This window comes from Parafrankia sp. Ea1.12, from assembly GCF_900465275.1.
Classification (GTDB): domain Bacteria; phylum Actinomycetota; class Actinomycetes; order Frankiales; family Frankiaceae; genus Parafrankia; species Parafrankia soli.
Map to the genome: position 1 here is coordinate 1 of NZ_UBIZ01000629.1, position 1,366 is coordinate 1,366.

Here is a 1,366-nt window from a genome sequence, read left to right on the forward strand (position 1 = left end):
GCCACCTGGCCGCAGGTAGCACCATGCCCAACGGCCACACTCGGGAGCCATGGGGCATGGACATCACCACAGTGGAGGAGCGGGGACCGGCGAGACGTCGCGGCCGGCCACGACTGTCATGGCGGTGGCGGTGGCGCTGTTTCTGATCTTCACCGTGGTCGGTGTCGTCCTGCTCTGGCCGTCCGGTGGCACCCGGGAAACCCCCGAGGATCTGCGCGGCCTGGTGGGCGGCGCCAGCCAGCTCGTCAACGCCACCATCGAACGCGCTGGCCGGGGTCCCTGCCCTGACCTGACCGGCGCAGGGGCACCTCCTGCGACCTGCGACCAGATCGACGTCGTCCTGGACGATGCGTCGGAATCCGACAGCCGGCTCCATCTCGACACTCTGGTCGACCCCACCGGCCCGATCCTGAAAGCCGGGGACAAGGTCCGTCTCGCCCCGACCACCGACATCGCGGGCCAGGCGACCTACTACGTCGCGGACTTCCAACGCTCCACTCCGATCGGCTGGATCGGGTTCCTCACCGCCGCGGTGGTCGTCGCGGTTGCCCGTTGGCGCGGACTGGCCGCGCTCGCCGGCCTGGCCCTCAGCTACCTCGTGATCGTCAAGTTCACGTTACCGTCCCTGCTCGACGGACATTCCCCCGTCGCGGTCGCCCTGATCACAGGCACCGCCCTGGTCGTCGTCCTGCTCTACCTCGCCCACGGCGTCTCCGCCCGCACGACCGCCGCGCTGCTGGGCACCCTCGCCAGCATGGCCCTCGCCGGCGCCTTCGGCGCCTTGGCGATCGACCTCGCGCGCATCACCGGACTCGGTTCTGACGAGGACGTGATGCTCAAGGGGTTCGCCGGGCAGCTGAGCCTTCCCGGTCTTGTCCTCGCCAGTGTCATCATCGGCTCACTCGGCCTGATCAACGACATGACGATCACCCAGGCTGCTGCGGTCTGGGAGGTCTCCGACGCGGCCCCGCAGGCCTCGTTGCGGCACCTGTACCGCTCCGGGATGCGCGTCGGACGCGACCACATCGCCTCCAGCGTCTACACCCTCGTCCTCGCCTACGCCGGCGCCGCGCTCCCGACCCTGCTCCTGTTCACCCTCGCCGACCGCAGCAGCGCCGACCTGGCCAGCACCGACCTCGTCGGCGCCGAAATCGTGCGGACCGCGGCCGGCACCATCGGCCTCGTCGCCTCGGTGCCCCTCACCACCGCCATCGCGGCACTCGCCGCATCACGACGACACCCCCCAGGCTCGGCATCCCCCTCGACCGACATCGACACCGACACCGACTTCGCCCCAGCCGGTCACGCCGACGCGGACACCCAGCCCCTCATCTACCGGGCCAGCTAACGTTCGCCGTCCGGGTTC

Annotated in this window: 1 protein-coding gene; it reads left to right on the forward strand. The window is 70.3% G+C overall.

What is annotated here, in order from left to right; genetic code table 11:
- The first annotated feature begins 130 nt into the window (after positions 1-130).
- Entirely contained in the window at positions 131-1,348 is a 1,218-nt protein-coding gene (locus FMEAI12_RS33820; protein WP_235015015.1) for a YibE/F family protein, read from the forward strand.
- Positions 1,349-1,366: the final 18 nt, after the last annotated feature.